Source organism: Actinoplanes rectilineatus (assembly GCF_000962825.1).
In the GTDB taxonomy this organism is placed as follows: Bacteria; Actinomycetota; Actinomycetes; order Mycobacteriales; family Micromonosporaceae; genus Actinoplanes; species Actinoplanes rectilineatus.
Map to the genome: position 1 here is coordinate 19,257 of NZ_JZKF01000078.1, position 23,273 is coordinate 42,529.

Annotated in this window: 20 protein-coding genes; 11 read left to right on the forward strand and 9 right to left on the reverse strand. The window is 68.7% G+C overall.

Annotated elements, in window-relative coordinates:
- The first annotated feature begins 443 nt into the window (after positions 1-443).
- Positions 444-1,835, forward strand: coding sequence for a DNA cytosine methyltransferase (locus tag WH85_RS49345; protein ID WP_245674245.1), 1,392 nt, complete (start codon positions 444-446; stop codon positions 1,833-1,835).
- A gap of 61 nt (positions 1,836-1,896) precedes the next feature.
- On the opposite strand, the gene WH85_RS36720 is transcribed toward WH85_RS49345, so the two are convergent.
- The 5 genes from WH85_RS36720 to WH85_RS36740 all read right to left on the reverse strand — a co-directional run bounded on the left by WH85_RS36720 (position 1,897) and on the right by WH85_RS36740 (position 6,662).
- Entirely contained in the window at positions 1,897-2,937 is a 1,041-nt protein-coding gene (locus tag WH85_RS36720; protein WP_052721059.1) for a NaeI family type II restriction endonuclease, read from the reverse strand.
- A 244-nt stretch (positions 2,938-3,181) separates the two neighbouring features.
- Complete coding sequence (locus WH85_RS36725; RefSeq protein WP_245674246.1) at positions 3,182-3,793, reverse strand: DUF305 domain-containing protein; 612 nt, start codon at positions 3,791-3,793, stop codon at positions 3,182-3,184.
- Entirely contained in the window at positions 3,778-4,596 is an 819-nt protein-coding gene (locus WH85_RS36730) for a lytic polysaccharide monooxygenase (RefSeq protein ID WP_045746732.1), read from the reverse strand. The genes WH85_RS36725 and WH85_RS36730 overlap by 16 nt, the downstream gene beginning before the upstream one ends.
- Before the next feature lie 90 nt (positions 4,597-4,686).
- Positions 4,687-5,979, reverse strand: coding sequence for a HAMP domain-containing protein (locus WH85_RS36735; RefSeq protein ID WP_045746733.1), 1,293 nt, complete (start codon positions 5,977-5,979; stop codon positions 4,687-4,689).
- The gene (locus WH85_RS36740) at positions 5,976-6,662 is read right to left on the reverse strand and encodes a response regulator transcription factor (RefSeq protein WP_045746734.1); all 687 of its coding nucleotides are present in this window, start codon (positions 6,660-6,662) and stop codon (positions 5,976-5,978) included. The genes WH85_RS36735 and WH85_RS36740 overlap by 4 nt, the downstream gene beginning before the upstream one ends.
- 36 nt (positions 6,663-6,698) lie before the next feature.
- Between WH85_RS36740 and WH85_RS36745 the strand changes: the two genes are divergently transcribed.
- The 4 genes from WH85_RS36745 (at position 6,699) to WH85_RS36760 (ending at position 10,818) form a co-directional block, all read left to right on the forward strand.
- Positions 6,699-7,280, forward strand: coding sequence for a hypothetical protein (locus WH85_RS36745; RefSeq protein ID WP_045746735.1), 582 nt, complete (start codon positions 6,699-6,701; stop codon positions 7,278-7,280).
- A 155-nt stretch (positions 7,281-7,435) separates the two neighbouring features.
- Positions 7,436-9,391, forward strand: coding sequence for a M4 family metallopeptidase (locus WH85_RS36750; protein ID WP_052721061.1), 1,956 nt, complete (start codon positions 7,436-7,438; stop codon positions 9,389-9,391).
- A 183-nt stretch (positions 9,392-9,574) separates the two neighbouring features.
- Positions 9,575-10,177: a biotin transporter BioY gene (locus tag WH85_RS36755; RefSeq protein WP_045746737.1), complete on the forward strand. Its 603-nt coding sequence runs from the start codon at positions 9,575-9,577 to the stop codon at positions 10,175-10,177.
- Between the two features lie 80 nt (positions 10,178-10,257).
- Positions 10,258-10,818: a GNAT family N-acetyltransferase gene (locus WH85_RS36760; protein ID WP_045746738.1), complete on the forward strand. Its 561-nt coding sequence runs from the start codon at positions 10,258-10,260 to the stop codon at positions 10,816-10,818.
- Here WH85_RS36760 and WH85_RS36765 read toward each other — a convergent pair.
- Positions 10,808-11,536: a YqjF family protein gene (locus WH85_RS36765; protein WP_045746739.1), complete on the reverse strand. Its 729-nt coding sequence runs from the start codon at positions 11,534-11,536 to the stop codon at positions 10,808-10,810. The genes WH85_RS36760 and WH85_RS36765 overlap by 11 nt on opposite strands.
- Before the next feature lie 116 nt (positions 11,537-11,652).
- Positions 11,653-12,024, reverse strand: a complete 372-nt coding sequence (locus WH85_RS36770; protein ID WP_045746740.1) for a hypothetical protein — start codon at positions 12,022-12,024, stop codon at positions 11,653-11,655.
- A 273-nt stretch (positions 12,025-12,297) separates the two neighbouring features.
- Here WH85_RS36770 and WH85_RS36775 point away from each other — a divergent pair, with 273 nt between their 5' ends.
- Positions 12,298-12,630 (forward strand): ArsR/SmtB family transcription factor, encoded by a 333-nt coding sequence (locus WH85_RS36775; protein WP_045746741.1) that lies wholly within the window; start codon positions 12,298-12,300, stop codon positions 12,628-12,630.
- 70 nt (positions 12,631-12,700) lie between these two features.
- Positions 12,701-13,639, forward strand: coding sequence for a sulfotransferase (locus tag WH85_RS36780; RefSeq protein WP_045746742.1), 939 nt, complete (start codon positions 12,701-12,703; stop codon positions 13,637-13,639).
- A gap of 3 nt (positions 13,640-13,642) precedes the next feature.
- On the opposite strand, the gene WH85_RS36785 is transcribed toward WH85_RS36780, so the two are convergent.
- Positions 13,643-16,987 carry a DUF4132 domain-containing protein gene (locus WH85_RS36785; RefSeq protein WP_045746743.1) on the reverse strand — a complete coding sequence of 1,115 codons (3,345 nt, stop codon included), beginning with the start codon at positions 16,985-16,987 and terminating at the stop codon, positions 13,643-13,645.
- Between the two features lie 71 nt (positions 16,988-17,058).
- Here WH85_RS36785 and WH85_RS36790 point away from each other — a divergent pair, with 71 nt between their 5' ends.
- Positions 17,059-18,156: a threonine aldolase family protein gene (locus tag WH85_RS36790; protein WP_045746744.1), complete on the forward strand. Its 1,098-nt coding sequence runs from the start codon at positions 17,059-17,061 to the stop codon at positions 18,154-18,156.
- 8 nt (positions 18,157-18,164) lie between these two features.
- On the opposite strand, the gene WH85_RS36795 is transcribed toward WH85_RS36790, so the two are convergent.
- A complete protein-coding gene (locus WH85_RS36795; RefSeq protein ID WP_211275562.1) occupies positions 18,165-19,832 on the reverse strand; it encodes a pectate lyase family protein in 1,668 nt (555 codons plus the stop codon).
- Positions 19,833-20,053: 221 nt separating this feature from the next.
- Between WH85_RS36795 and WH85_RS36800 the strand changes: the two genes are divergently transcribed.
- The 3 genes from WH85_RS36800 to WH85_RS36810 are packed head-to-tail and all read left to right on the forward strand — an operon-like array spanning position 20,054 to position 23,140.
- Positions 20,054-21,205, forward strand: coding sequence for a Gfo/Idh/MocA family protein (locus WH85_RS36800; protein ID WP_045746745.1), 1,152 nt, complete (start codon positions 20,054-20,056; stop codon positions 21,203-21,205).
- Position 21,206: 1 nt separating this feature from the next.
- Positions 21,207-22,349, forward strand: coding sequence for a dihydrodipicolinate synthase family protein (locus WH85_RS36805; protein WP_045746746.1), 1,143 nt, complete (start codon positions 21,207-21,209; stop codon positions 22,347-22,349).
- Positions 22,346-23,140 carry a sugar phosphate isomerase/epimerase family protein gene (locus WH85_RS36810; protein ID WP_045746747.1) on the forward strand — a complete coding sequence of 265 codons (795 nt, stop codon included), beginning with the start codon at positions 22,346-22,348 and terminating at the stop codon, positions 23,138-23,140. The genes WH85_RS36805 and WH85_RS36810 overlap by 4 nt, the downstream gene beginning before the upstream one ends.
- The last annotated feature ends 133 nt before the right edge of the window (positions 23,141-23,273 follow it).

Here is a 23,273-nt window from a genome sequence, read left to right on the forward strand (position 1 = left end):
TTTAGCCGTTCTACACAAGAAGGCCATACCAACCTTTCCTGCAATCGAGAGTGGCGCACCCGTCACCAAACGTCGGACGAACGTACCGAAAGTTCAACGCTGCCGCCTTCCCCGTTGCGTAACCGTTCGTGTTCACCCCAGAGCGCGAACGTATTTCATTCGCACGAGCAGCCCAGGCCGGTCACGGAGCATCCCAGCCAGAGGCGTATGCGCAGGCACTGAAGGGACTCACCCGGGCTGAACCGACGACAGGCCCGGCGCGTCCCTCACTCCACGGCGGCGCCCACGATGGATGGGCCGCGTCCGGCCCGGACCAGGGCAAACACACATCGATCATGGAAATTCTGATTGGCACACTCCAGGTACTTACAGTTCCGAGATTTTTCGGTCTAGCGTGGTGACACGTCACCGAACGTATCGCAGAAGCCAGCAATAGTCACATTGTGCCCACAAGCACGAATGGGCAAATTCTAGATACGCCACCACACCCTCGCCTGTCCAAAAATAGCTACACATTAAGCAATAAAACTTGGTCGCTTTACGCCACGAGCAGGCAATCGTCACCCATTGCCACAGGGAGAGGAAATGAAGGAATGCACAGGAATTTTGAAGTTGTTGAGATATGCGCAGGAGCAGGCGGGCAGGCACTTGGGCTGGAAACAGCAGGATTCCAGCACTCGCTAGCCGTAGAACTCGACGACAACGCATGCAACACATTGCGGGAAAACCGACCAAAATGGAAAGTAAGAGAAGGTGACGTTGTTGATCCCTCGGTCTGGAACCCCTCCGCCTACACCAACATCCCGCTGCTGGCCGGCGGCGTCCCTTGCCCGCCCTTCTCCATAGCCGGGAAGCAGCTCGGATCCGGCGACGAGCGAGACCTCTTTGCCTGGGCCGTAGAACAAACCTGCTTGATCAAGCCGCGGGCGCTTCTGCTCGAGAACGTCCGGGGCCTGAGCATGGCACGCTTTGCTGGCTATCGACAGCACGTACTCGACCGACTAGCCGAGCAGGGATACCTTGCCGAGTGGCGGCTGCTTCACGCATCCGATTACAGCGTGCCGCAGCTCCGCCCGAGATTCATCCTCGTGGCCCTCCGTGAGGAAGATGCGCCATACTTTTACTGGCCTGCGCCGCACGCACCTGCTCCGACGGTTGGCGAGGTTCTCGAAAAACCTATGGGCTCACAGGGCTGGGAAGGCACTAACGAGTGGGCCGCCCGGGCCAACAAGATAGCTCCCACGATAGTGGGAGGGTCGAAGAAACACGGAGGGGCCGACCTCGGACCGACTCGCGCCAGAAACGCCTGGGCAGCGCTGGGCGTTAATGCTAAGGGGCTTGCAGACAAACCGCCGGAAATCGGCGAAGTATTCGCCATAGGACCAAAACTGACCATCGAGATGACTGCCATCATTCAGGGATGGTCGAGCCAATATACATGGCAATTTACGGGACGTAAAACCGCCCAGTACCGGCAAATCGGAAACGCATTTCCGCCGCCGTTTGCCCAGGCAGTCGGCAAATCTATCATGAATGCCTTCCTTAGAACTCTGCCGCCACGGGAGCTGCAAATCGCCAGTCACGATTCACTTTATATGGCGCTTCAAAGAAGCGGGCAGAGCGCAACAAAATCTCAGCTCATGAAACTATCTGGCATATCAGATGACGCCGAGCTGGAACGAAAGCTAAGCATGATAAGCAAAGATTTCGATCTGGAGGTCGACACGTCTGGCCCGCAGCCCGTTTACAGCTTGGGAAAATTTCGCGCCTTCAGAGGCCAGGTTGACCATGCAAGGCATTCCGCATTCCTCAAACAACGAGCTCGAATCAGTTGAACGAATTTCTCCCAAAATGACCGGCAGGCAGTAGGCGCTGGCAGCCGACCAGTTCGGCAAGTCAGTCCCATTCTCCGAGGTGATCCTGCCGTACAAGTTCTTCGGGGACGAGAGGCACTTCAACCGGCGGGTCGGACTCTTCGGCAACCGCCCAGAATCTGCCGTCGATAAGCACGCGGGGCCTCGGGTCATACCGATCGACCTCAGCCAACCTGGCCGAGATCCAAGTTCCCTTGGCCGGGACATCCAGCCCTAGAACCGCAGCCACCACTGGATCGGATTTCTGATGACCCAGCACCACGACTCCGTCCGCACGAAGGGAGATACGGGAGTCCCGAGCACGCTTGGGAGAATCATCCTGCTGCCCCACTGTCAGGACGGTGGCACGGTTGACGAGCCTTCCACGCACGGTACGGAACAACGCGTTCATACGCTGTTGCCCGGTCGATGCTGACAAGATTGTCGCCCGGTCGGCTGGGTCGAGTTGGAGCAGGATGTTCTCGGGCAGGTCCGTCTGAAGACCTCCCCACAACCAGTGGACTTCAGAAAGCGACTCCTTCCGGATTCGCCTTTTGTTGTCCCGGTTGTAGCCACGTACACGAGCCCCGGTCTGCTTGTCCTGCCGCCACCGCAGTCGCTCGTCGGTAATCCTGAGCAGACCGGCTCCCCGCTGGCTCTCGTCATCGTTCATCCACACAAGCAGCGCCGGATGGTCCGCTTGGCCGCTCTGCTCGCCATGATCGGGGCAGGTGTACATCTCCATCGGGATCTCCCAGCCACCGACATCCTTGGAGAACTTGCAATCCAGCTCCTGGCCTGCAATTCGCCAGTCGAGGATCGCCCCATCCATGATCGCGAACCTCTTGGTCAGGTTGACCTCGACCGTGCTCCCGAGATGTGACTTCTCGTTCTTGCTCATCTGGCGGTAGTGCCAGCGGCCGGTACGCCCGCCATCTAGCACCTGGTCCAAGGAGTCGCGCAGGACCCACCGAAATTTGTTCCTCGCGTCCGGGCTGTTCTCGAACCAGTCGGCGAAGACCTTTACCTCCGCTGGCGGCTCTCCAGAAACGGCATGTGGTGGCCGGGCCCGCGTCTCCGCCATCGGCCCATCAGGCGCGGCATGCTGCTGGAACGGATGGCGTGAGGTGCTCGAAGCTTCTTCACGCTGCACCACTCTCGTAGCGACCTCAGGCGGCACGATCGCTGTCAGCCGCTCGAATCTTGATGTTCTGCCCCGCTTCACGGTCACGAGTGTGCGCCAGTTCAGTGCGGATGGCACATGCAAGGAGTGAAACGACAAAGCAAGACGGCCCACCTCTCAGAGATAGGCCGTCTTGAGGTGCGGGTCAGCTGTTCAGGAGCTTGAGCATCTGCTGGACCTGGTCGGCTCGGGACTGCTTCACGCGTTCGGCGTATGCCTTGGCCTGGTCGTTGGCGCCCTTGTCGAGTTCGAGGTCGGCGAACTCGACGGCGTTGTGCTGGTGGGCCAGGAACAGGTTGAGGAACGCGGTCTCGAAGTTCGCCTTCTTCACCGTCTTCAGGGATGCGATCTCTTCATCGCCGGTGCTGGGCATGCCTCCGTGATCGGCGTGCAGGCTCACCCGCTCGTCCAGGGTCGTGGGCTTGTCCCAGGACGTCAGCCAGTTCTTCATCATGGCTGTCTCGTCGGACTGGGTGGCCTGGACCGCCTTCGCCAAGTCGACTACCTCCTGGCGGGAGGCTCGGTCGATGGCGATGTCGACCATCTGCAGGGCCTGATCCTGGTTGTCGATCAGCATCTGCAGGAACATCACGTCGGTGTCGTTGTACGTGTCGCCGGCGGTGATGTCGGCGGCGGCCTTGACGTTCTGGGTCTGCACCGGGGTGGACGACTTCTCCACGGCCGTGCCGCAGGCGCCCAGGAACAGCGGCACTGTCAGGGCCAGGGCTACCAGGTGGCGGTTCACAGCGGCAGCCACAGCGCGAGGGTCCAGATCGACGGCTCCCAGCTGCGGATCGACGAGTGGCCCTGCCGGCACTGGTAAGAAACACCCTCATAAGTCACTACATCGCCTGTTTTGTAGGACACGCCGGGCGCCCATTCCGAACCCCCGGAAGCAGGAGGAGCAGTAGCGGTGGCCGTCGGAGCAACCGTCGTCGGCGCCGTGGTCGGAGCCCTGGTGGCCGGCGCGGACGAAGCAGCCGGCGCGGACGAGGCAGCCGGCGCCGAGGTGGTGGGCGCGGACGTGGGCGTGGAGCCGCCGCCCGTACCGCCGATGTTGACGTCCACGCAGTTGTAGAAGGCGTTCACCGTGTCGCCGATGTTCCAGACTGCCAGCACCGTCTTCTTGCCGGAGAAGGCGCTCAGGTCGACCTTGTGCGAGACCGTCGCCTCGGGGATCTGGTTCTTGTCGTCGAACGAGGCCACCTCTTTGCCGTCCACGTAGTACACCCAGGTGGCGGTGCGGTGGCGGGCGGTCAGCACCCAGTTGAAGGTGACGGAGCTGCCGACCGTGGTGGCCGGCCAGTTGCGTGACTCGTCGTTGAGGACCGGGAAGGCGCCGTTGCCGCCGTTGCACTCCTTGGAGCCCTTGGGCGCTTCGACGCTCTGCGGCTCGAACTGGATGCCGCCGCAGTCGGTGACCGTGCCGGCGGCGCAGAGGGCCTGCCTGCTCGGCGGGGTCGAGACGTAACCGTGGGCCGAGGCGGGCGACGCGGCCACGGCCAGGCTGGAGGCGACCATTCCCAGGGTTGCCAGCGGATAGGCGATCTTCCTGCGCATGTCTGCTCTCCAAACTGTTCGGCCTTGCGATTACCAGGCAGAACATTAGGGAGGGCTGCCATAAGGGAGCCTTAAAGAGACCGGAAAAGCCTATGAAACCGGGGCCGCGTGCAGCAGGAACCCGACCCGGGCACCGCCGAGCGGGCTGCGGGCGACGACGAGTTGCCCGTGCAGAGTGTCGGCGGCGCGGCGGACGATGTCCAGGCCCAGACCGGTCGAGCCGGCGCCACTGAAACCCCTGGTCACGGCAGCGTCAGGGTCGGGGATGCCGGGGCCGGCGTCGTCCACGAGCAGTCCGCTGGCGGAGACCATCACCCGGAACGCCACGCCTTCGTCGGTGTGGGAGAAGACGTTGCCGAGCATCGCGTCGACCACCAGGATCAGGTCGCTGCGGGACATCGGGAGCATCACCGGCTCGTTGCCACCGATCACCTCCCACGGCCGTTCCTGATCCTCGGCGAGCACCGACCAGAAGGCCAGCCGGTCGGCGAGCACCTCGACCAGGTCGGACTTCTCGGCGCTGCGGGCCTCGGTGCCCAGCCGGGCGCCCGTGATGATCGCCTCCAGCTCCTCGTCGAGCAGGTCGCAGGCCTGACGCATCCGGTCGGCGATCGGGCCGGGCGGGATCGCCTCGGCGTCCAGGCGCAGACCTGTCAGCGGCGTACGCAATCGGTGGGAGAGGTCCGCGGCGAGTTCGCGTTCCCGGTCCAGGAGCCGGCGCATGTCCTCGGCCATGGTGTTGAAGGCGGTCGCCGCGTCGCGGAGTTCGCGCGGGCCGGTCGGGGTGAGGCGTCCGCTCAGGTCGCCGCCGCCGAGTCGGCGGCTGGCCTCGGCGAGTTGCCGGGTGGAGCGCACCAGTTGGCTGCCGAGCCGGTCGGCGAAGAGGGTCGAGCCGGCGACCAGCACGATCGCCAGGCCGCCGAGGGCGAGCCAGGCGGTCCAGACCCCGCGGTGGAGATCGTCGGTGGGCACGAAGACCTCGACGATGACGGTACGCCCGTCCGTGAGCACCGTCGGCTGGAGGTAGGCGATCCCGCCCGTGGTGTCCGCGGTGCCGGACCGGCCTTCCCGCGCGGCCCGGGCGATCATCTCGGTCCCCGAGGAGGAGGTGGCCAGGTGGGATGTGCCGATCGGGACGATGCCGGGCAGGTGCACGGCGAGCCGGCCGGCGCTGCCCGCGGAGGTGCTGGCCACCGCTTCGGTGAGGGCGAGCATGTCGCTGTTGACGCCGAGCACGGTCACCATGGCGGTGGCCTGCTGGCGCGCGTCGGAGATGGCCCGGTCGTGGGCGATCTGCCGGGTGGCGACGGCGAGCGGCACCAGGAAGGCGAGTGCCACCATCGAGGTGATCGCCAGCGCCAGCCGGTTCAGCGCCCACCTCACTGCGGATCGACCATCATGACGCCGACTCCTCGGACGGTGTGCAGGAAGCGGGGTTTGGCGGCGGTCTCCCCGAGCTTGCGGCGCAGCCAGGAGATGTGCACGTCGATGGTCTGTTCTTCGCCGATGCGGGCCTGCTGCCAGACCTGGTTCATCAGTTCCCGCCGGCTGATCACCTGGCCGACGCGTTCGGCGAGGTACGCCAGCACGTCGAATTCGCGGCGGGTGAGTTGCAGCGGTTCGCCGTTGAGTTCGACGCGGCGCTGCCGGGGGCGGATCACCAGCTCGCCCACCGTGATCGCGTTCGGCTGCTGTTCGGTGACGGTACGCGCCCGGCGCAGCACCGCCGAGATCCTGGCGAGGATGTGCCCGCCGGAGAACGGCTTGGTCACGTAGTCGTCGGCGCCGGCGCTGAGCAGGGCGATGATGTCCGACTCCGATCGGCGGGCGGTCGCCACGATCACCGGCACGTCGGAGACGGTCCGCATCATCCGCAGCGCGTCGGTGCCGTCGATGTCGGGCAGCCCGAGGTCGAGGATCACCAGGTCGGGCCGTTCCTGGGTGACGATCCGCAGGGCGGCGGCGGCTTGGCCGACCGGGCGTACGACATGTCCCGCATCGGTCAGCGCCCGCGTCAACGCGGCCGTGATGATGCGGTCGTCCTCGACCAACAGGATCATCGCCATGGCGCACAGGATAGGCGGTGGTGAGAGGATGGCCTCGTGCGATCTTCGAGGTGGCTCCCGGTGGCGGGCTGGTGTGTGGCCACCGCGACCAGCATCGTGCTGTCGTCGGTGGCGTTGTCGCCGGTGCTCGGTGCGGCCCGGGCGGAGGAGGGCGCGCTTCCCGATCTGGGTGCGCTGCCGGCCGCCGAGGTGGCGGTGACGACCACGAGTGCCGCACCGGTGCGGTCGCCGGAGAAGACGACGCCCCCCGCGGAGGAGCCGTCGAAGAGCCCGGCCGCGAAGCCGTCCCGGACAAGCCCGAAGCCATCCCCGTCGAAGAGCAGCAAAGCGCCCGAGGCCATCATCGAGGACGGCTGGACCGTCACTACCGGTGAAGACGGCGTGAAGACGTACGTCCGGTCGTTCAAGTGCGACGGCGGTCAGGTCGTCATCAAGATGACCAGTGAGGGCAAGGTCTTCCTGGTCACGGCCACGCCGGCGGATGGCTACACGGTGCAGAAGACCGGTTCCGACGTGAACATGGCGATCTATTTCACCTCGTCCGACAAGAACTTCATCGTTCACGCTCAGTGGTTCAACAACGCCCCGTTCGTGGAGATCAGCCAGATCGGGGCCTGACCCGCGTACCCGGGAGAAAGCCGCACAAGGGTTTTCCCCGATTCGGTGATGCCCGTCGATGCTTAACGTCTCTGCTCAAGTCACCAGGTGTGACCCGCCGTCCACGGACGGTTGAGCACCTGCCCGTCACCCCCGCGGGCAGGAGAGGAGCACGTGTGAAATCCCGTACCCCAGTCGTCATCGCTGTGACCGCCGCAACCGCGGTGGCTTCGGCGATGGTGGCGATCGCCGGACCGGCGACCGCCAAGAAGCCGCTCGACCCGGCCGCAGCACGTGTCGCGGCCGCCGACGCGGCGTCGGCGCTCGTGGCCGACCGCCCGGCGGCGCTGCAGGCCAGTGACGGCGAGGCGTTCGTCCAGCACCAGGTGATCACCTCGGAGAACCTGCAGTACGTGCCCTTCGACCGTACCTACAAGGGTCTGCCGGTCATCGGTGGCGACTTCGTCGTGGTCACCGACAACTACGGCCAGGCGAAGTACACGTCGGTGGCCCAGGACGAGCCGATCGGCGCCCTCTCGGTCACCCCGAAGCTGTCCGCCGCCGACTCGGTCGCGATCGCCAAGGCCGAGCTCAAGACGGTCAAGAACGTCGAGGGCACCAAACTTGTCGTGGTCACCACGACCGGTGACCCGACGCTGGCCTGGGAGTCGACCATCAACGGCACCGGCGCCGAGGGCGTCAGCCGGCTGACCGTCGACGTGGACGCGGCCGACGGTTCGGTGCTGCGCACGTACGAGCACGTCACCGACGTGGCCGGCACCGGAACCGGGTGGATCAACGGCGCGGTCAGCCTGGACACCACGCTCTCCGGTTCGACCTACACCATGCGCGACCCGTCGATGACCACGCTGAGCTGCCAGAACGCGACCGGCAACGCGATCTTCAGCGGTACCGACAACGTGTGGGGCAACGGCACCGGCACCAACCGGGAGACCGGCTGTGTCGACGCGTTCTACGTCGCCCAGAAGCAGAAGGCGATGCTGAGCAGCTGGCTCGGGCGTAACGGCTTCAACGGCAGCGGTGGTGGCTGGCCGATTCGAGTCGGGCTGGCCGACCAGAACGCGTACTACGACGGCACCCAGATCCAGATCGGCTACAACACCTCGTCGCAGTGGATCGCCTCCGCCGACGTGGTGGGTCACGAACTGGGTCACGGCATCGACGACACCACGCCGGGCGGCATCTCGAACGGCAACACCCAGGAGTTCGTCGCCGACACCATCGGCGCGGCCACCGAGTGGTACGCGAACAACCCCAACGACGCCCCCGACTACCAGGTCGGCGAGGAGGTCAACCTGGTCGGCAGCGGCCCGATCCGGTACATGTACAACCCGTCACTGGCCGGCGACGACAACTGCTACTCCAGCAGCACGCCGAGCGACGAGGTGCACGCGGCGGCCGGTCCCGGCAACCACTGGTTCTACCTGCTCGCCGAGGGCACCAACCCGACGAACGGGCAGCCGGCCAGCACCCGGTGCACCGGCTCCGGCGCGATCACCGGCGTCGGCATCCAGACCGCCATCAAGGTCATGTACAACGCGATGCTGATCAAGACGTCCAGCTCGTCGTACCTGAAGTACCGCACCTGGACGCTGACCGCGGCGAAGAACCTGTACCCGAGCGACTGCACGGTCTTCAACACGGTCAAGGCCGCCTGGGACGCGGTGAGCGTGCCGGCCCAGACCGCCGACCCGACCTGCACCGCGTCGACCAGCTCGCCGACCGCGTCGACCTCGCCGTCGACCACCACCTCGCCGAGCACCTGCGCGGCGGTCACCAACGGCACCGCGGTGTCCATCCCGGACGCCGGCTCGGCGGTGTACAGCGACATCGTGATCAGCGGCTGTGCCCGCAGCGCGTCGTCGACCTCGACGGTCGCGGTCAACATCACCCACACCTACCGCGGTGACGTGAAGATCGACCTGGTCGCGCCGGACGGTTCGACGTACGCCCTGAAGGCCTCGTCGAGCAGCGACAGCACCGACAACGTGGTCGCGACCTACACGGCCAACCTGTCCAGCGAGGCCGCCAACGGCACGTGGCGCCTCAAGGTGCAGGACGTCTACTCGGGCGACACCGGAACGATCAACAGCTGGACCCTCACGCTCTGATCGAAAAGCTCTGATCAGGTGGAGAGCGGGGGCGTCGCGCGGGCTCGCGCGGCGCCCCCGGCCGCATTGCGACGACCGACACATCACGGTTCGATCATGGACTCTGCCGTCCGGGGCCGCTCGGCCATAAGGTTCGTGCACGTGCACGCATACAGGGAAAACAGTGCACAGAGGAGGTTCACGGTGGCATACGGCGTCTACGGGGCGACAGCGCCCGGAGTTCTGGCCGACGTGTGGGGCCGGTCGGTGGTGCGGGACGTGGTCCTGACCGCCGGTGCGGCAGTGATGGTCGGCGTCGCCGCCCAGATCGTCATCCCGGTTCCGGGTTCGCCGGTGCCGATCACCGGGCAGACCTTCGCGGTGCTGCTGGCCGGGGCCACGCTCGGCGCGACCCGCGGTGCGGCGGGGATGCTGCTGTACGCCGTGGCCGGCGTCCTCGGTGTCCCCTGGTTCGCCGGTGCCGAGGCCGGATGGCCCGCCGCGACGGGTGGTTACCTTGTCGCGTTCGTGCTGGCCGCGGCGTTGACCGGGCAACTCGCCGCACTCGGGGCGGACCGTCGGCCCTGGCACACGATCGGCTTGATGACGGCGGGCAGCGCGCTGATCTATCTGATCGGGGTGCCGTGGCTCGCCTTCGCAACGGGCATGGACCTGCCGACGGCCGTGATGAAGGGGCTCACCCCGTACCTCATCGGTGATGTTCTGAAGACGGCGCTGGCGGCGGCCCTGCTGCCCGGTGCCTGGATGTTGGTGAGCCGGCGCGGCGGCGAGGCCGAGCGCCGCTGAGTTGTGCACAGGCTGGGGACACAGCCTGTGGATAACTCGAACACCTGTGCGAACGCGGCTCGGGATGGCAGGATCACCGCATGCCCGAGCTGCGTCCCGCCTATCCCGTCCACACCGAGCGGCTCGCCCTGCGCCCGTTGACCGCCGCGGATGCCCCGGCACTGCACGCCTACCGCAGCATGCCGGACGTCTGCCGGTTCGTCCCCTTCGAGCCGATGACCCCGGACGTGATCGCGGACCGTCTCGCCTCGACCTGGCGGGCCACCGCGCTGACCGGCGAGGGGCAGGGCCTCTGCCTCGGCATCGAGCTGCGGCAGACCGGTGAGCTGGTCGGCGACGTGGTGCTCTTCTACACCAGCCGGGAACACCTGAGCGGCGAGATCGGCTACCTGCTGCACCCCCGGTTCGCCGGGCACGGCTATGCGACCGAGGCAACCCGGGCGATGCTCCGGCTCGGGTTCGAGCAGATGGGCCTACGGCGCATCACGGCCCGGCTCGACGAACGCAACGGCCCCTCGGCGGCGGTGGCCCGGCGGCTCGGCATGCGCCAGGAGGCCCGCCTGGTGGAGAACGAGATGTTCAAGGGCGAGTGGACCACCGAACTGCAGTTCGCGATGCTGTCCCGCGAGTTCACCGGCTGACGCGGGCCCGGCGCGGCAGGCCGATGCGGGTGCGCACCCCGGGTGAGTAATGGACCAGCGGCGCACCTGCCGGATCCGGCAGGCCGGCCGCCGCGGTGAGATCCTGCCGGAGTTCGAGCAGTTCGGCCCGGTGCAGCGGCCAATCCGGATGCCAGACCTCGACGGTGATCAGCCTGCCGCCGACGGTGGTGTAGAGACGCCCGCGGGTGGTCAGGAAATGGTCGAGCTCGCCGAGTTCCGCCTCCGGGAACTCCGCGCCGGTGCGCACCCGGATCCGATACGACGCACCGCGCGGCTCGGCCCGCCGGACACCGCGATAGTCGATCACGTCGCCGTCGGTGCGCAGCGACATCGCACTCCAGCGGTAGGGCAGGTTGAGTCCGGCCCGGGCCGCGATCACGGCCGGCAGCCGGGCCGCGTCGAGCGAGAAGAAGTAGATGCCGGGTTCACCGTCCGGCCCCCGCACGTACGTGCGCAGATTCGTCTCCGCGAAGGCCGACAACCACGGCAGCTCGGGCAGCCAGGGCGGTCGCACCTCGCGCATCATGAACGGGATCAGGCCCACCCAGACGTCGCTGCCGGCCGTGTCCGGAGTCAGGCCGGCCGGAAGCAGCCGGCGCACCGCCTCGGCGGGATAACGCCAGTGCAGGAACGTCAGCTGCCGCCACTGCTGGATCATCATGGCGGTCCGGACCCGGGGCATCGGCGGCGCGAGCATGGTGATCACCTCGAGCCCATTCTGGCAGCCCGGCACCACCGCCGTGGTGGTCGCCCGATGCCCACCAACCGGACGACCCGTCCCCGGTGTTCCTCCGCACCATGCCGCGGCAAAGGTCAGATGTCGAGGTTCTCCTCGATCCGCTTGAGCTGGTGCCGGGCCAGTGCCAGGTTGGCCCGGTCCTTGTTCAGCGCCAGATAGAGGAACAGTCCCTGCCCGGAACGCCCGGTCAGGGGACGCAGCAGGTGATATTGCGTATCGAGCGTGACCAGGATGTCCTCGACGCTCTCCCGCAGGCCGAGCATCTCCATCGTGCGGATCTTCGCGCGGATCACCTCGGTGTTCGCGGCGGCGGCCACGGTCAGGTCGAAGATCTTGCTGCCGCCCGCGATCCCCAGCGCCATCCCGCTGCCCCGGTCGACCAGGGCGGCGCCGATCGCACCGTCGATCTGCATCGCGTCCTTCAAGGCCACATCCATGTCCGGCATCCCGGTTCCTCCCACGTCCATCGATCCGATACCGCCGAGAGTGGACGACCGGGCCGGGATGCGGTCGCACACGATGTCCGGCTTGCGGATAACCGACCGTGGGAGTTTCGTTACATGCGGTGCTCAGCTTGCAGACTTCTGCAAGTCGGCAACTGCGAGATCTTTCAAGAGCCGACCGTGGGTGTACGCGTAACCGCACCGACCCGACGCCGTTGGTTGGTAGAGGACCCACCCGTTCATCGGTCCATCGGCGTACGAGGCGGAGGGAACGCTGTGTCAGTGCCGCTGTACCAGGCGAAGGCCGAGATGTTCCGCACCCTGGGCCATCCGGTCCGCATCCGGGTGCTGGAACTGCTCCAGGACGGCCCGAAACCGGTGCGCGACCTCCTCGCCGAAATCGACGTCGAAGCGTCGAACCTGTCGCAGCAGCTCGCCGTCCTGCGCCGGGCCGGCATCGTGGCCTCGTTCCGCGACGGCGCCCTGGTGATGTACGCGCTCAGCACCCCGGACGTCGCCGACCTGCTCGCCGCGGGCCGGCGCATCCTCGGCGCGGTCCTCACCGACCGCGACGGACTACTGGTGGAACTCCGCGCGCAGCGACGCTGACAACCGTCTCTAATACTGCGGACAGCATTCGCCGAGGCGGCACTCAGCATCCGGCAGAAGACTCCCGATCATGGTGAAGGTCCTGTACATCGCCGGATGGGGTCGCAGCGGGACGACCATCGTCGACAATATCCTCAACTCGCACCAGACCGTCTTCTCCACCGGCGAACTGTTCTACCTGTGGCGGCGCGGGCTGATGCAGAAACGCAAATGCGGCTGCGGCGACCAGTTCACCCGCTGCGCCCTGTGGCGGGAGATCCTGCACGTGGCATGGGGCGACCGGCAGCCCGACCCGCGGCACCTGACCGACCTGCAGCAACGGGTCACCCGGGTACGCCACACCGGTGCCCTGCTGAGCGGCCCGCTCTCCGACGAGGCCGACGAGTACCGGCGCGTGCTCACCCGCCTCTACCACGCGATCGCCGAGGTCACCGGCGCCGAACTGATCGTCGACTCGTCCAAGGTCCCGTCCGGTGCCGCGCTGCTGCCGCAGATGCGCGACATCGAGCCGTACCTGCTGCACATGGTCCGCGATCCACGGGCGGTGACGTATTCGTGGATGAGCACCACCCCGCAGCCGGACCGGCGCAAACCCACCACGATGAGCCGGCACCGGCCGGCCGACAGCACCCTGCACTGGCTGGTCTGGAACGCGTACGCGGGACGGCTGGCCCGCACCTACCCGGGCCGTTACCGCCTGCTGCGCTACGAGGACTTCGCCGCCGCCCCGCGCGCGACGGTGGCGGGCCTGCTCGATTTCACCGGTGTGCACGGCGGCACCGACCCGTTCCTCGACGACACGACGGTGCTGCTGGCCGCCAACCACACCGTCTCCGGCAACCCGGGCCGCTTCCGCAGCGGCCCGGTGGAACTGCGCCCCGACGACCGGTGGCGCCGGGACCAGCCGATCGGGCCGCGCCTGACGGTCACCGCACTGGCGTGGCCGATGCTGCACCGATACGGCTACCCGGCGGTGACCGGCCGTCTCAGGGAACAGACGGCGGCATGACGGTCAGGCCGTGGTCAGCTCGGTCAGATCCCGGAGCAGCTCGGACGCCGCCACCGCGGACAGCGCCGACAACGGCACCCGGCCGCGCCCGTCGGCGCCCCGGCCCGACCCGGTGCCGTCGTGCAGGTAGACGTCGGTGAGTTTCTGTTCGGGGAAGTGCGTGACATCGCCGACCACGATCCCCGGCTCCAGGTCGACGCCGACCTCGAGTCCCGGCGCGATGGTCAGCTCGATCCGCCCCTGGATCCCCGCGTCCTGAGGGCTCTCCCGCTGCCATCCGCGCCGTTCCAGACTCAGCACGCTGGTGGCCGGCACGGTGAGCTGCTCGAACCGGACCAGGTCGGTGCCGGCCGCCTCGTCCGCGGTCAGCGCGAACACCGGCCGCCCGAGCTGCGGGAACGGCTGCAGGATCTCGTAGTCGGCGAAGACCTCCGACCACGCCGCCAGGCTGTCGCCCAGGTGCAGCGGGTGTGGCACCCCCACGAGCGTGCCCGCCGGGATCGTCGCCGGCTCGTCCTCGACGGTGGCGAACGAGGAGTCCTCCGCGACCCGGAAGGACCCCGCCGGCGTGCCGGCCTCGTCGAAGACGCCCCAGACGAGCCGCCGGACGACGTGCCGGACCAGCGGATGCCCGACGAAGAGCCGCTGGAAGTCCTCGCCGGTCCAGCGCCGGGAGCCGACCATCGCCTGCTCCAGCCGCCGGACCAGGTCGGTGGCGATCGTCCGCACGTCTTTCTTCAGCGTGCTGAACGCCTGGTAGGCGGCCGGCGCCAGCTCCGCGTCGTCCCGGGCGCCCGGTTTCGGCAGGGCCTTGAGTCTCTTGCCGGTGCTGTCCAGCACGAACGGCCGGAGCTGCTCGTCGAAGCCCACCACGAACTGCCGCGGACCGTAGTCGAGGCGCAGGCTGCCGTCGGCGTCGAGCCCCAGGTCGGGGACGAGACGATCGGCGAGCTCCTCCGAGCTGAGGCCGAGCCCGGCTGCGACCTCGGCCATCCGCTGCTCGGCGGCGCTGCGCAGCCCCTTGAACTTGGCGCGCTGCGCGATGCCGTGCAGGTGCATGAGGGCCACGTCGGTGCCGATGGCCGCCAGCACGTTGACGCCGGCCACCGCACGGGCGTGCCCGCCCTCACCGGGCCAGGCCAGGATCAGCGGGGTCAGGCGCCGGACCGTCTCGTCGTCGCCGAACAGGCCGAGCGCGTCGAGCGCCCAGTTCTCCTTGGCGGTGCCGCCGGTCGACGTCCAGCGGTGGAACACGCCCCACGCGAATTCCGCGAGGCTCGCCGGTTCGCACGCTTCGCGGACGATCTTCACCCCGGGGTACGGGTCGTCGAGCCGCGACACCGACAGGATCGTGACGAGGTGCGCCACCGATGCGGCGGGCAGCACCCCGGATCCGTCGCGCAGGTGGACCGGTGGCAGCAGGTCGGGCAGCGCCCACGCCGGGACGGCCGGTGGTTTCACCGGTAGGACGGACAGCGGATCGGTGGCGAACAGTGTTTCGACGGCGTCCGCGGCCGCTGTCCCATATGACGAGGCGGCCGCCCGAACCGCAGCGGTCTGCCCGTTGGTGTGGAGGGCGAGCAGTGCCTGTTCGGCCTGGCGGCGGGCGGTGCCGGCCTTGCCCAGCGCCGGTGGCACCAGCGCCCGGGCCGCCTCCGCCGGATGCCGCAGCAGCCACTCCAGCGCGGTGCGCCGCAACGTCTTCAGGCGGGCCAGCCAGTCGGCGGCCAGCACCGCGATCCCGGGCGACGCGAACGGCATCAGCACCGGCGGCACGTCGGTCGCCCCGCCGGTGACCAGGGCGAGGATCGGCGGCAGGGCGTCGGCGCCGAGGCGGGCCGCGATCACCCGCATCCACGGCTCGGTGTACCAGGTCTCCTCGGAGCGCCAGCCCGACACCAGTGGCCGGGCCAGTTCCTCCGGGGCCTCGGTGAAGAATTGGAACGCCTCGAACCAGGAGGCCCGGCCTGCGGCGACACGGTCGGCGACCTGCTTCCAGCTGCGGCCGGGCGGGTCGAACCGGCGGACCGGCGTCTGCAGCCAGGCCTCCCGCTCGCCCGGCAGCCACCGCACGGTGGGCGGATCGTCGCAGGTCAGGCCGGTGATCACGACTGGTTTGGCGGGTTTGCCGGGGTGTAGCCAGGGCGGGTCGACGAGCAGCGGCGGCACCGCGGAGACCGGCGCGACCCGCATGCCCGCCGCGTCGTCGAGGATGCCGCGCACCCGGTCGGCGGCGGCCTCGCTCAGCTCCGGCAGCACCTCGGCGGCCAGCGCAGCGTGGGTGCGGACGAATCCGTGGAGCAGGTCGGCGACCGGGCGGTGTCCGGCCTTCTCGGCGAGGACACGCAGGGCCGGGGCCGGGAACCGGCCGGCCGCGTCGAGCAGCGCGGGTGCCACGTGCCGGACGCCGACGCGGTCCGCCAGCCCGGTCAGCACCTCGTCGCCGGGCAGCTGGACCAGCACGGTGAGCAGCCGGCGCTGCACCTCGACGTAGTGGGTCTGCTGGTCGAACCAGGTGAACAGGGCCGGTGCCGCGGCCGGCCCGATTCCGTCGACCAGGGTGGTCAGCATGGGCATCGAACCGAGGACGTCCCAGGTGCCGGCCAGCGGCGCCAACATCCGGGCATGGTCGACCGTGCTCACCGCGGTGATCAGGGCGGACGCGCGGTAGTCGTCGGTGTCACCGACCGTGGACAGCACGTCCTGCTCGACCCAGTCGGTGCGGCCGGGAACCAGCACCGAGGTGCCGGCCCGCTGGTAGGCGTGGCCGGCGCGGTAGGGCTCGAGGACCGCAACGATCGCGGTGAACTCCTCCTCGGGCAGGGCGGCGAGCGCCGACCGGACCCGCAGCAGAACCTCCACCGGCAGGTCCAGCTGGTAGCCGCTCGGCCGCCGCTCGCCGGGGTGCATGCCGCGGACCCCCGGGCTGTCGTTGCCGGTCAGGACGAACCGGTTGGCCCGGTCGTCGAGGATCAGCGCCATCAGCTGGACGGCCGCCTCCGCGGCGAACCGGGTGCCCCGCTCGGCGATCCACAGATCGGCGAAGACGCCGGCCTCGCCGCGCCGGTGCCAGTGACGGTTGAGGGACGCGGCGACCGCGGCGGCGCCGGTCGGTGGTGCGGCTGGATCGCCGGCGAGCCACGCCAGCCCGGCCGCCCGCAGATCCTCGGGGGTGGTGCCGGACTCCAGGACCGCGCGGACCCGCCCGGGCGTCCGATCCAGCTCGGCGTCGACGAGCGAGCGGGCCTGTGGGTCGGGAGTGAACGAGCCGGCGCCGGCACTGCCACGACGTGCGTAACGGAACCGCCGCCAGGCGGCCGGGAACACGAAGTCGGGGAAAGTCGGCACTGCTCTCACCTCGTCGTCCGGCGTCATCAGGTGGCGCGAAGATTAGCCGGAGGGTACGACAGAATCGAGCGATGACCGAGAACCCCCGTGAACGTCGCATGCTGGCCATGCGTTCGTGCGAGCGGATCCTCTCCGGGGTACGCCCGGCGACGATGCGTGAGCGCCTCACCGATCTGGCCCGCGGCGGCGACCTCGACGGACTGCCCGACCGCTACGGCAACGGGCCGGTGTCCATCCTGGAGGAACGGGTCGCCGCGCTGCTCGGCATGGAGGCAGCGGTCCTCTTCCCGACCGGCACGATGGCGCAGCAGGTCGCGGTCCGGTACGCGGCCGATCACGGCGGGGTTCCGTCGATCGCCCTGCATCCGCTGGGGCATCAGGAGATGCACGAGGGGCATGCGTACGCGACCCTCTCCGGCCTGCGCGCCGTCCACCCGACCACCGAACCCCGCAACCCGACCGCGGCCGAGATCGCCGAACTGGGCGAGCCGGTCGGGACGGTCGTCGTCGAGCTTCCGTTGCGGGACGCCGGTTTCGTGCTGCCGACCTGGCCGGAGCTGGTCGCGTTGTGCGCGGAGATCCGGTCTGCCGGTGCCCGGGTGCACTTCGACGGCGCCCGGCTCTGGGAGTCCGCGCCGTACCTGGGGCACACCCTGCCGGAGATCGCCGCGCTGGCCGACAGCGTGTACGTGTCGTTCTACAAGAGCGTCGACGGGATCAGTGGCGCGGCGCTGGCCGGCAGCACCGCGCTGGCCGCCTACGCCCGTGACTGGCGGCACCGGTACGGCGGGGACGTCTTCCAGCAGTGGCCGGCCGTCCTGGCCGCGCAGGCCGGGCTGGACCGGGAGCTGCCCCGTTTGCCGGACTACGTGCGGCACGCCCGGATCGTGGCGGCGGCGCTCGCCGAGGTGCCGGGCGCCCGGGTGTTCCCGTCACCGCCGCACACCCACCAGTTCCGGCTCTTCCTGCCGTACCCGGCCCGGGCTCTCGACGATGCCGTGCTGGCCCTGGCCGAGCAGGAGCGGATCTGGTTCGCCGGTGGCTGGCGGGACACCGAGGTCCCGGGGTACGCGATGACCGAGGTCACCGTCACCGAGCATTCCCTGGACTGGACGGCGGCCGATGTCGCCGAGGCCGCCGTCCTGTTCCTGGAAAGGGTCGCCCGCTAGGGGACGGGTCAGAGCTTGCCGGCGCCCGCGCCCGCCTTGACGGTGGCGGCGACGGTCCCGGTCGCGTCCAGGGTCACCGTGTAGGGCGCCTTGGTGAACGTGCCGGTCTTGGTGATCACCGGCTCCGCACCGCCGAAGTCGTTGCCGGAGATGACCGCGGCGCCGTCCTCGTCGGAGTCCTGCGTGGTCCAGACCGGCAGCTTCACGTCGACGAACACGTTGTTCTCCACCAGGCACTGCGAGTTCATCAGGCAGTGGATGCCGCTGGTCTTGGCGTTGGTGAACAGGTTGTTGTACAGGTGCACGGTGCCGAAGCGCAGGCGCGGCAGCCGGGAGGCCACGTTGTCGAACCAGTTGTGGCTGTAGGTGATCCGCAGCTTGCCGGTGTCCTCGGCGGCGTTGTTGTCGCTGTGGCCGAGCAGCGAGCCCTTCGAGTGGTCGTGCAGGTAGTTCCAGGAGACCGTGACGAGGTCGGTGGCGTGCGTCAGGTCGAGCATGCCGTCGTAGAAGTCCTTGTCGTGGCTGGTGTCGTTGAAGAGCTCGTTGTGGTCGATCCAGATGTGGTCCGACTTCTGAACGGCGATCAGGTCGACCGGCGCCACCGCGAACGAGATCTTCAGGTTGCGGACGACGACGTTGCTGGCCTTCTTGATGAAGATGCCCGCTCCGGTCAGTCCGGCGTTGGAGCCGACACCCACGATGGTCTTGTCGGAGGAGACGACGACCTGGTCGCTGCCGTCACCCTTGAGGACCGTGGAGATCTGCAGGATCTTCTTGCCGTCGGACGCCGCCTCGGTGACCAGCTGGTCCAGCGAGGTGATCTTCACGGTGGTGCCGCCGGCGCCGCCGGTCGTGCCCGCGCCGAATCCGATCGGGCTGTTCTCGAAAGTGCCGGCCGAGGTGGCGGGCGTGGAAGCCGAGGCGGACGGAGAAGCCGAGGCGGAGGCGGAGGCGGAGGCCGAAGCAGGGGCCGAGGCAGTGGCAGTGGCAGTGGCGGAGGCTGCGGCCGAGGCGGTGGGAGAGGCCGTGGCGGACGATGAGGCCGAGACCACCACGTCGTCGAACTGCGCGGTTCCGCTGTACGTCTGGAGCCCGATCCGCCCCTTCGCGGACGTGGAGGCCGTCCCGCTCAGGATCGACGCCCCGTTGACCGAGCCGGTGAGCTTGTCGCCCTTGACGGTCAGGCCCAGCGTGTACTCCTTGCCGGACGTGACGGTCAGCGCCGCCTCACCCAGCACGGTCGCGGTGCCGGACTTGACCGACTCCAGGCGGACCTTGTTCGCACCGGTCACCGCCAGCCGGTAGAAGGTGGTGGAGCTGGTGGCCCGGGCGACGATTCCGGCGTACCCGTCGGCGGCGATCGACCGCGGCTCGATCGCGGCCTGGACCGTGTAGTCGGTCCAGTCGGCCGATCCGGCGAACTGCCGGGACAGGGTGGCCCCGGTCTTGGCCTGCTGGAGAGACTTGTCGCCGTCGCCGGCGATCGACCAGGTGCCGCCGGACTTCTCCCAGCCCGCGGTGTCGCCGTCGGAGAAGTCGTCCGAGAAGGAGGGGACCGCAGGGGTGTCGGCGAACGAGGTCGCCGCGAGGCCACCCATGCCGGCGACCACGGCCGCCATTCCGGTCGCGAGGACGACCTTCCTCTTACGGCCGCTCTTCTTCGGTGCGTCTTCCATGGGGTTTCCTTTCGCCGGAACGGACACCCACATGTGGATCACCAGGCCGGAGAGGTTGCCCGCAGTATGCTGTGACGCCGGTCACCTGCTGCGGAGTGCCAAACGCCCCCTTGTCCGACAGGGGGTCGGATGCCTACGCTGCCAGCAGCAGGAAAGCGCTTTCCCGAGGACAGTACGGAGTGACTGCCCGGTAAGGCGACAGGCAGCGAGGAGGAGTCCGCATGGCAGCACGCAGATCGATCGGCATCGTCATCAACGGCGTGACCGGTCGGATGGGATACCGGCAGCACCTGGTCCGTTCCCTGCTCGCCATCCGGGAGGAGGGCGGTGTCCCCCTGCCCGGCGGCGGGCACATCTGGCCCGAGCCGATCCTGGTCGGCCGCGACCCCGACAAGCTGGCCGCCATCGCGGCGCAGCACGGCCTCACCGAGTGGACCACCGACCTGGCCGAGGCGCTCGCCCGCCCGGACGTGGAGATCTACTTCGACTCGCAGGTGACCGCGCAGCGGGAGAAGGCGATCCGTCAGGCGATCGCCGCCGGCAAGCACGTCTACACCGAGAAGCCGCTCGCCGAGAGCTCCGCCGCGTCGCGGGAACTGGCCGAGCTGGCCGCCTCCGCGGGCGTGCGCAACGGCGTCGTGCAGGACAAGCTGTTCCTGCCCGGCCTGCGCAAACTCAAGCGCCTCATCGACGGCGGCTTCTTCGGCCGGATCCTGTCGGTGCGCGGCGAGTTCGGCTACTGGGTGTTCGAGGGCGACTGGCAGGTCGCCCAGCGCCCGTCCTGGAACTACCGGCTCGCCGACGGCGGCGGCATCGTGATGGACATGTTCCCGCACTGGAACTACGTGCTCGAGGAACTGTTCGGCGCGGTCCGCAGCGTGCAGGCGACCACCTCCACACACATCACCGAGCGGGTCGACGAGCGCGGCGAGAAGTACACGGCCGACGCCGACGACGCCGCCTACGCGATCTTCGAGCTGGAGGGCGGCATCGTCGCCCAGCTGAACTCGTCCTGGGCGGTCCGGGTCAACCGCGACGAACTGGTCGAGTTCCAGGTCGACGGCACCCATGGCAGCGCCGTGGCCGGCCTGCGTGGCTGCAAGATCCAGCACCGGGCCACCACGCCGAAACCGGTGTGGAACCCGGACCTGCCGCTCACCGGCAAGTCGTTCCGCGACGAATGGTCCGAGGTGCCGGACAACGACGAGTTCGACAACGGCTTCAAGGTGCAGTGGGAGGCCTTCCTGCGGCACGTGGTCGCCGACGAGCCGTTCCACTGGGACTTCGCCTCCGGAGCCCGCGGCGTGCGCCTGGCCGAAGCCGGCCTGCAGTCGGCGCGCGACGGCCGTCGCATCGAGATCGAGAACGCCTGAGATGGCGACCGTCGATCTGCCCGGCGGGCGGACCCTCACCCTCACCTCGCACAACGCGTGGGAGAAACCCACAACCAGAGCACAGACCCGGATCGCGTACGCGGCCGCGCACGTCGTCGCCGACCCCACGGCCGAGAACGCGCCCGGTGCGCCGGCGGTGCTGGACTGGGAGACCACTCTGGCGTTCCGCCACCACCTCTGGTCACACGGACTGGGCGTGGCCGAGGCGATGGACACCGCCCAGCGCGGGATGGGCCTGGACTACACCGCGACCCGGGAACTGATCCGGCGCAGCGCCGCCGAGGCGAAAGCGGCCGGCGGACTGATCGTCGCCGGGGTCGCCACCGACCAGCTGCCGGTCGGGGCCGCGACTCTGGAGCAGGTTCGCGGAGCGTACAAGCAACAGCTGAGTGACGTGGCAGAAGCCGGCGCCAAGCCGGTGTTGATGTGCAGCCGCCACCTGGCGGCGACCGCCCGGGACGCGGCCGACTACCTCGACATCTACCAGGACCTGCTGGCCGAATCGGATCAGCCGGTCGTGCTGCACTGGCTGGGCACCGCCTTCGACCCGGCGCTCGAGGGCTACTGGGGTTCGCCCGATGTGGACAAGGCCACCGAGACGCTGCTGGAGCTGATCGCCGCCAACCCGGCGAAGGTCGACGGCGTCAAGGTGTCGCTGCTCGACGCGGACCACGAGATCCGTCTGCGCCGCCGTCTGCCGGACGGCGTCCGCCTCTACACCGGCGACGACTTCAACTATCCGTCGCTGATCCGCGGCGACGACCAGGGCCACTCGGACGCGCTGCTCGGCATCTTCGCCGCGATCGCCCCGGCGGCCGCGGCCGCGCTGAACGCCCTCGATCGCGGTGATCTGGCCGAATACGATCGGATCTTCGCGCCCACGGTGCCGCTGTCCCGGCACATCTTCAGCAAGCCGACGTTCTACTACAAGACCGGCATCGTCTTCCTGGCCTGGCTGGCCGGCCACCAGAACCACTTCACGATGGTCGGCGGCCTGCAGTCCGGCCGGTCGGTGCCGCACTTCGCCGAACTGATCGAGCTGGCGGACGCCGCGAACCTGCTGCCCGACACCGACCTGGCGGCCCACCGGGCGAACCGCTTCTTCGAGGTGACGGCCGGATGAAACGCTTCTCCTTCAACCAGATCACCGCGAAGTTCTGGGACCTCGAGGACATGGTCGCCGGCTGCGTCGAAGCCGGCGTCGACAAGGTGGCGCTGTGGCGCGAACCGGTCGCCGAATACGGTCTGGACCGCTCCGCCGGCCTGGTCCGCGACGCCGGCCTGACCGTCACGTCGCTCTGCCGCAGCGGCTTCTTCCAGGCCCCCGACTGGTTCGACGACAACCGCCGGGCGATCGACGAGGCACACGCCCTGGACACGAAAGTCCTGGTCCTGGTCTCCGGCGGCCTGCCCGGAGGCTCGAAGGACCTGGCCGGCGCCCGGCAGCACGTCGCCGACGCGATCGGCCGGCTCGTCCCGCACGCGGCGGCCGCCGGCGTCACCCTGGCCGTCGAACCCCTGCACCCGATGTACGCCGCCGACCGCTGCGTGATCAGCACCTGGGACCAGGCCCTGGCCATCGCCGAACAGCACCCCGTCGGCCAGGTCGGCGTCACCGTCGACACCTACCACCTGTGGTGGGACGACACCGTCCTCGACAAGATCGCCCGGGCCGGCGACCGCATCGCGATCTACCAGCTGGCCGACTGGGCAACCCCGCTGCCGGCCGGCGTCCTGACCGGCCGGGCCCTGCCCGGCGACGGCGTCATCGACATGCGCCCGTTCCACGACGCGGTGGCGAAGGCCGGCTACACCGGCCCGATCGAGGTCGAGGTCATGAACGACGCCCTGTGGGAGCGCCCCGGCCGCGAGGTCCTGGCCGCCACCATCGACGGCTACCAGGGCTGCTTCTAGTCGGTTCTCACAGAACTCCGGTTCACGGTCAACGGCGCCCGTGAACCGGCCCTCAGCGCCCGTGAACCGGCCCTCAGCGCCCGTGAACCGGCCCTCAGCGCCCGTGAACCGGCCCTCAGCGCCCGTGAACCGG

Coding starts and splice junctions, on each gene's coding strand:
- WH85_RS36720 (WP_052721059.1), bottom strand. CDS start 2,937: ATGGCGGAGACGCGGGCCCGGCCACCACATGCCGTTTCTGGAGAGCCG.
- WH85_RS36730 (WP_045746732.1), bottom strand. CDS start 4,596: ATGCGCAGGAAGATCGCCTATCCGCTGGCAACCCTGGGAATGGTCGCC.
- WH85_RS36740 (WP_045746734.1), bottom strand. CDS start 6,662: ATGGCGATGATCCTGTTGGTCGAGGACGACCGCATCATCACGGCCGCG.
- WH85_RS36760 (WP_045746738.1), top strand. CDS start 10,258: ATGCCCGAGCTGCGTCCCGCCTATCCCGTCCACACCGAGCGGCTCGCC.
- WH85_RS36765 (WP_045746739.1), bottom strand. CDS start 11,536: ATGCTCGCGCCGCCGATGCCCCGGGTCCGGACCGCCATGATGATCCAG.
- WH85_RS36770 (WP_045746740.1), bottom strand. CDS start 12,024: ATGCCGGACATGGATGTGGCCTTGAAGGACGCGATGCAGATCGACGGT.
- WH85_RS36780 (WP_045746742.1), top strand. CDS start 12,701: ATGGTGAAGGTCCTGTACATCGCCGGATGGGGTCGCAGCGGGACGACC.
- WH85_RS36790 (WP_045746744.1), top strand. CDS start 17,059: ATGACCGAGAACCCCCGTGAACGTCGCATGCTGGCCATGCGTTCGTGC.
- WH85_RS36795 (WP_211275562.1), bottom strand. CDS start 19,832: ATGGAAGACGCACCGAAGAAGAGCGGCCGTAAGAGGAAGGTCGTCCTC.
- WH85_RS36800 (WP_045746745.1), top strand. CDS start 20,054: ATGGCAGCACGCAGATCGATCGGCATCGTCATCAACGGCGTGACCGGT.
- WH85_RS36805 (WP_045746746.1), top strand. CDS start 21,207: ATGGCGACCGTCGATCTGCCCGGCGGGCGGACCCTCACCCTCACCTCG.
- WH85_RS36810 (WP_045746747.1), top strand. CDS start 22,346: ATGAAACGCTTCTCCTTCAACCAGATCACCGCGAAGTTCTGGGACCTC.